The 5,494-nt window shown below is 41.0% G+C and carries 8 protein-coding genes; 2 read left to right on the plus strand and 6 right to left on the minus strand.

Annotation, left to right across the window (positions count from 1 at the left end):
- Window positions 1-92 precede the first annotated feature (92 nt).
- The 4 genes from H6G26_RS37905 to H6G26_RS37920 are packed head-to-tail and all read right to left on the minus strand — an operon-like array spanning window position 93 to window position 2,547.
- Window positions 93-863 carry a type I restriction endonuclease gene (locus H6G26_RS37905; RefSeq protein ID WP_199327264.1) on the minus strand — a complete coding sequence of 257 codons (771 nt, stop codon included), beginning with the start codon at window positions 861-863 and terminating at the stop codon, window positions 93-95.
- Entirely contained in the window at window positions 864-1,292 is a 429-nt protein-coding gene (locus tag H6G26_RS37910; protein ID WP_190736814.1) for a hypothetical protein, read from the minus strand.
- Complete coding sequence (locus tag H6G26_RS37915) at window positions 1,285-1,536, minus strand: hypothetical protein (RefSeq protein ID WP_190736816.1); 252 nt, start codon at window positions 1,534-1,536, stop codon at window positions 1,285-1,287. The genes H6G26_RS37910 and H6G26_RS37915 overlap by 8 nt, the downstream gene beginning before the upstream one ends.
- A 27-nt stretch (window positions 1,537-1,563) precedes the next feature.
- Window positions 1,564-2,547, minus strand: a complete 984-nt coding sequence (locus H6G26_RS37920) for a restriction endonuclease subunit S (RefSeq protein ID WP_190736818.1) — start codon at window positions 2,545-2,547, stop codon at window positions 1,564-1,566.
- 116 nt (window positions 2,548-2,663) lie between these two features.
- Here H6G26_RS37920 and H6G26_RS37925 point away from each other — a divergent pair.
- Window positions 2,664-3,736 (plus strand): ISKra4 family transposase gene (locus tag H6G26_RS37925; protein WP_242054258.1). Its coding sequence is split into 2 segments (ribosomal slippage): window positions 2,664-2,819 and window positions 2,822-3,736, totalling 1,071 coding nucleotides; the frame shifts between segments, so codons are not numbered across the junction.
- Window positions 3,737-3,815: 79 nt separating this feature from the next.
- On the plus strand, window positions 3,816-4,226 hold the full coding sequence (locus tag H6G26_RS37930; protein WP_190736822.1) for a transposase: 411 nt from the start codon (window positions 3,816-3,818) through the stop codon (window positions 4,224-4,226).
- A gap of 258 nt (window positions 4,227-4,484) precedes the next feature.
- Here H6G26_RS37930 and H6G26_RS37935 read toward each other — a convergent pair whose 3' ends face one another.
- A complete protein-coding gene (locus tag H6G26_RS37935) occupies window positions 4,485-4,781 on the minus strand; it encodes a hypothetical protein (protein ID WP_242054260.1) in 297 nt (98 codons plus the stop codon).
- A gap of 53 nt (window positions 4,782-4,834) precedes the next feature.
- Window positions 4,835-5,494, minus strand: a 660-nt coding sequence (locus H6G26_RS37940; RefSeq protein WP_277883961.1) for a group II intron maturase-specific domain-containing protein, incomplete at its 5' end; no start/stop codon positions are given.

The raw sequence follows: 5,494 nt of genomic DNA on the forward strand, positions 1-5,494 counted from the left end.
GTGATGTTTTTTCTGTCAGACGTTCCGCGATTACAACTATCGCTATAAATACCCCAGGCATCAATCTTTTTAGTTATCTCACCCCATTCAGATTAAGAAAACCAATCATTATAACACAAAATCAATTCTGCAAGAGGTCTATTTACTAGTGTATGAAGTTGTTGGTCTAATTGTGCTGCTGCTTCTTCTTTCCAGACTGCCCAAAATTCTTTATCTGTGGCAGTTGTTCCGTATTGGGCGGCGTTTTGTGATGCGACTAGCAGCAGTTGAGTTAAACAAAAAAAGTGGGGAATATTCTCAGCCCGATGATTCCGCAGTTGTTGACTGATGGCTTCGTTTAATGCGTCTTTTAAATCGGGGCGTTTACATTCAATTACTACTAGAGGAATGCCATTAACAAATAGCACTAAATCAGGGCGACGGGTTTGGGTACTGTTGCGGCGTTCTATCTCAAATTCGTCGCTGATGTGGTAAACATTATTGGCTGGGTTGTGCCAGTCGATGTATTGCAGGGGGTAACTTTTTTTATCACCGTCAATGATTTGCTCTAAGCTCTTACCGAGGGTGAGCAGGTCGTAAAGTTCTTGACTGGTGGTATAAAGTGCATCGTAGGGGAACTGGCTGATGGCTTCTACTGCTTTTTGAATATTGACTTCACTGAAGGGGTGAGTTTGTCCCTGGTGTTGAATTTTATTTAGTTTGCGAAGTTGGACTGTGAGGATTTCTTCTAGGACAATCTTGGAACGCTTTCCCCCACGTTTGGCTAGGGCTGACTGTGGTGTGAGATATTCATAGCCCATGTTTTGCAGCAAGGCAAGGGCAGGAAGTTGGGAGATGATATTTTCTAGCCAATCGTTTGTCAATTATTTATCCCCTACTTTTCTAGGACAAACTTCAAAAGCTAATTCATGGCGATAAAAACACACATTGAATTCTGCAAAAAAGTTCATGTGTCCAAGAATTATAGGCGCATTTCTTGATTGAGTCCAAGCAAATGCCAGCAAGAGAGGCGAAAAGTTAGCAACTTTACCCGATACAACTAACCCCCGTGCTTCGTTCTCAGCCAGATTCCCGCTTAAGGTTATTGGTACGGTTTGTTCTTCCCAAACTGCTCCTAGTTCTAACCCAATTTGATATGGCAGAACATTTACACTTGCACCTGTATCTAGTAATGCCATGACTTCTAAGGATTTATTACCATTACTAAGAGTCAATGGCAAATAGGGCATGGTGCTGACTCGCCCAAAACTATCGGTTCGCTCTGTGAAGGGAAAACGCTGACCGTCAAGCATTGGACTGTTCTTTTGCTGTTGCTAACAGGTCTGATAAGGCTTGAATTGAACTATTATCTGCTTGAGGCGACCAGACTGTAGCATTGGTTGAGGCGAGTTGATTTAAAAGTATATTCTCTGCGTCACTTGTTTCTAGGCTACATCCTTCTTCTTTGGCAACTGCTAACAGGAGAAAGTGGATTAGCCGTAGTTTATCTTGATGTGATAGTTGGTTAACTGTAGATAAAATTTCGCTGAGAGTCATGCGGGGGTTAAGTGGAGGATAATTTTATTATACTTTCTGCATCTGGGGTTCATCTATTTTGACTCGTTTTTTACCTGTTAATAGTTGCTGCATTAATCCGCGTTTTTGTTGTTTGTAGGCGGCGAGTTGTTTTTCTAGGTTTGAGATTTCAGCATCTGCTGCGGAGAGGGTAGAGGCGATTTTTTGTTGTTCTTCGAGTGAGAATTTCGGAACTTCAATATTTCCAACAATTGTAGTGTTTATATTTTTTTGAGTACCCGGTTGACCACTATCAGAAATTCTAGAGCTTATAAAATTTATGTAGTGATACAAAAAGAATTTATCAATTTGCTTTTCAAAGCCACGAAAAACAACAAATCCATCATGAATACAAGCAGGTATACCTACAATTCGCGGAATTCCGATAGTTGCACAAATGGACATGATTAGGTCGCCCGGATCAACTTTTACACTTTTTTCGACAGCCAAGTTAGAAAGATATTGAGAAGTTTGAGTTAGATATGTGTTTGAAGCTGTAACATCTTTAATACGAACCCAACCCCGCCCTGTTTCTGCAAACCATTTCGGGTCTTGAATAGGACGTGGTGATGCTCCTCGTCTAATTGTTGCAACCTCTGAAAGTTTGACTATAGAACACTCACTACCCTCAAACTCCTTAAACCGCTTCTTCCTCGTCAATAGCTGCTGCATAAGCCCCTGCTTTAGCTTACGCTTGGCGGTGATGAGTTGCTCTAGGAGTGCGATCGCTTTATCCCAAGTGCTGAGAATATCGGCGATTTTACGTTGTTCTGGGAGGGGTGGAATCGGAATTATTAAATCACAAATTTTTTGGGGTGAAGTATGTTTAACCTTAGTTCCACTTGCTGTAGCGGAAACAGATGTTCTAATCAACCATGAATTAAAAACAAAATAGAGAAAGTATTTACAAATTATTCTTGAATTTTTTATTTTAATAAGACCTAATCTCTGATTATGAAGATACTTTTTATCGGGAGCATCCCAATTTTGCAAAAAGAGAGTGAAAAGACCAGTTTATTCGCGACTATGACTCGCGAATAAATGGGGGACTGTACATCAACACAAGAATTCGAGAGAATTATTTGTGTTCAATCCCAAGATCAAGGACAATGACCCCAGAAGATAAAAAACAGTTGGATGCTCACGTAAAAGCTATCGCCAAAATTCTGTATAAAAACACGCCACCATCGAAAATCGAAACCTTTGAAGGAATCGAAACAGCCGTTCGAGATCAGGTACTGGAACACGTAAGCCCAAAAATTGCCTTTTTTTTGTCGGAGAAAAGACTGGAACGACCAGAGGACGCAGCCGAACCATAAGAAGTTGTGTCGGTAAAATAATCATCACAAGACTTCAAGCATTGCGTTTGGGAATAGAACCATATAGGCGATTTAGCCCACTGCTAGAAAAGTGCTGTTTATTACTGGCAGCAAACGTTTCATTCCAAGATGCAGAAAAAGACTTAAAGGTGATGACCGGAATAGAAGTAGGACATAGTACCTATCATCGCCAAGTCCAGAAGGTGGATACATCCCCTCCAAACGTCAAACAGAAATTAACAGAGGTATGTTTGGATGGGGGAAAAGTACGGTTACGGTCTCAAGAGAAAGGTAAGTCTGCCTACTGGAAAGAGTATAAAACAGGAAGATTGCAGGGGATATATTACGGAGCATTCTTTCAGGATAATCTCGGACTCACTAATTGGATCAATAGTCAAAACATCGGTAAAACTCTTTACTGCTTGGGAGATGGACATGACGGCATTTGGAATCTATTTTCAGAAATAGCCGACTCCAATATTCGTCAAGAAATTTTAGACTGGTATCATTTAAAAGAAAACCTGTATAAAATACAAGCCACTAAAAAATTTTTGGTGGACATTGAAGCCGAACTTTGGCACGGACAGGTAGAGTCAGCAATCACTAAACTTAACAACTGTAAATATGTGGGTGCAAACCAGTTTATCAACTATCTACGTAAACACGCGTCCAGGTTGGTAAATTATATGTATTTTCAGGCAGAACAATTAAGCTCGATTGGTTCTGGAGCCGTAGAGTCAGCTGTCAAACAAATAGATAAGCGTCTACAAATAGTGGGAGCGCAATGGAAGTATGAAAACTTACCACAGATGCTGTGTTTGCGTTGTGCCTACTTAAATGGCTTCCTTGCCCCCGCTTTTTGAATTCTAAAATCAATCGTATAAACTCTCACAGTCTTTCCCTTCGCGAGTTATTATCGCGAATAGATTGATGTGTCTTTGTATGCCCAGACCAAGAACCGACGATACTGAAAAAGACAAAATAGCTCGTTTTGAGCGAATTAAAAAGGCAATTACAGCCTTAGAGAAACAACAAGCACAGATATTAAGACAGGGTGAGCTTGCTCCACAAGGTGCTTGGGTAGCGCGCTACCAAGTCCGACAAAATTTGAAGAAATATTGGTATTACAAATTACAAGCTAATACTCCATACTTTCCATGTTTAACATCATCAAAACTGAGTAAATACAAACATTTAGGTAAAGCTGGGACTAGTGAACATATTAATGCTGTAATGTCTGTTTTTAGACGTTCTGTTTGGGATGAGTTACAAAGAATAATTCATGTTTTGGATGATTCCTTGCTCGATATTAGTTCTGGGTCTGAGCAAGAAGAGGAAGAACCACAAAATTGAGTCCCCACATTATTCGCGAGAATTAATCGCGAATAATTTTTCTTTCTGTGTTTTTGCACATTTGGGATGCTCCCGTCAGATTGCAATAATTTCTCAATGTCGAACGAGTCAGAAAACTGCTGTAAGTTTTCGATACTGGGGTGAACGATTGTTGTTGTCATTTCTTGTTATTGGCAAACTAGTAGACAGCATGTATTAGCTGTAGACAAAGCTTGAGTCACTTATAACTACAATCTCTCAAGCCCTGTTTACAACAAGTTAGAACACCATTTCTGCCGCAGCTTTTGTTACAGCAATTGCCTGTTTACTGACCTCGCGCCAGGTCGTTTCCTCGTTGTAGGATGCCATGACTAATTCCGACCCAACCCATACACGACAGAATAAGACACTTTCATCTGTCGTCCCTGGAGTAGGCTGTAGTGTAATCGGAGAATATAGTTGTTCTGGAGTAAGAGTTGCGATCGCGGCTAATACAGATTTAGCAAAGTGAGTATCATGCCCACTTTCTAATATATAGAGTCTGGTTGAGTCGATGGGGAGTATTATCTCCCGCACCTCTCAGTTAAATCTGGGCGTGCGACTTTCACCGCACCCAGCTTCCGATGTTCTTAGCTTGCGCTTTTGCTCATGTGCTTGTAATCGTGGCAACTCTCGTGAATCGCTTCAAGATTATTTTTCTTCCAGTTGGCATGATTTCCGTCGATGTGATGCAGGTGAACCCGTTCCTCATCGATGAACTTTAAGCCGCAGGATGCACATTTATGGCTTTGCTTTTTCATAGCTTTAGAGGTTTCACCGTCGTAGAGTTTACTGTTACGTTCACTCCAGTAGGCAGTATCTCCGTCATAGGGGGATTTTACTCCTTTGATCATGACGTGTTTATTTTCGGAGTAGGAAACTGCTGGGAATGCCTTGTCTAGTAGTTTCTTGCTAGAGTGGCTGTTTTGTTTGGTTTCCTTGTTGAATACCTTAAAAGCTCTTTTTTGGATGCGGTACAAGGAGTTCTTGGAACCGTCCATCTTGCAGAACTTGTGGTAATTTCTCCAGCCTCTAACTACCGGGGCTAATTTCTCAGCCTTTGTGGTAGCACCATAGTTCGAGTTGTTGACGATGTGTTTTACTTTCTTACGAAAAGCTTTGAAGTTATCCACTGAGGGACTACATCTAAACTTTCCGTTTTTCTGGACTTTGAAGTGCCAGCCGAGGAAATCAAACCCATCTGTCGCGGCGGTAACTTTGGTTTTCTTTTGGCTTACATTCATTCCGCG

The sequence above is a fragment of the Nostoc sp. FACHB-888 genome (assembly GCF_014696655.1).
In the GTDB taxonomy this organism is placed as follows: Bacteria; Cyanobacteriota; Cyanobacteriia; order Cyanobacteriales; family Nostocaceae; genus Nostoc.

Excerpts from the sequence above, each read along its gene's own strand:
- H6G26_RS37915 (WP_190736816.1), bottom strand. The coding sequence starts at position 1,536 with ATGACTCTCAGCGAAATTTTATCTACAGTTAACCAACTATCACATCAA.
- H6G26_RS37910 (WP_190736814.1), bottom strand. The coding sequence starts at position 1,292 with ATGCTTGACGGTCAGCGTTTTCCCTTCACAGAGCGAACCGATAGTTTT.
- H6G26_RS37930 (WP_190736822.1), top strand. The coding sequence starts at position 3,816 with ATGCCCAGACCAAGAACCGACGATACTGAAAAAGACAAAATAGCTCGT.